Origin of the sequence: Frankia sp. AgB32, from assembly GCF_023243045.1 — a bacterium.
In the GTDB taxonomy this organism is placed as follows: domain Bacteria; phylum Actinomycetota; class Actinomycetes; order Frankiales; family Frankiaceae; genus Frankia.
In genome coordinates this window covers 1-374 of record NZ_JALKFX010000184.1, presented here as the reverse complement: position 1 = coordinate 374, position 374 = coordinate 1, and the positions used below count along the sequence as shown (strand labels likewise).

General features: G+C 70.1%; 1 protein-coding gene. It reads left to right on the top strand.

Annotated elements, in window-relative coordinates; genetic code table 11:
• Positions 1–74: 74 nt before the first annotated feature.
• Positions 75–374 (top strand): DUF6444 domain-containing protein (locus MXD60_RS26340; RefSeq protein WP_248822399.1); only part of this gene is annotated, 300 nt, incomplete at its 3' end.

Below are 374 nucleotides of genomic sequence, written 5' to 3'. Positions count from 1 at the left end.
GCTGGGGCTGTTCGGTGATCTGGTAGCGCCGGAGCGTTGGTGTCGCGTGGTTGATCGGTCCGTAGGGTTCGGGTGTGTCCGATGATCCGCCCGCGCTGCCGGTGCCGTCGTATGACGAGCTCGCGGCGCTGGTGGTGGAGCAGGCGGCGCTGATCACGCGGTTGCGGGCCGAGGTGGAACAGGCTCGGGCGCGGATCGCCGAGCTGGAAGCCCAGGTCGCGAAGACGTCGCGGAACTCGTCGAAGCCGCCGAGTTCGGACGGGCTGGCCAAGCCACCCCCGAAATCGTTGCGGACGAAGACCGGCCGCAGGCCCGGCGGGCAGGACGGCCATCGGGGATCGACGCTGCGGATGGTCGCCGATCCTGACGAGCGT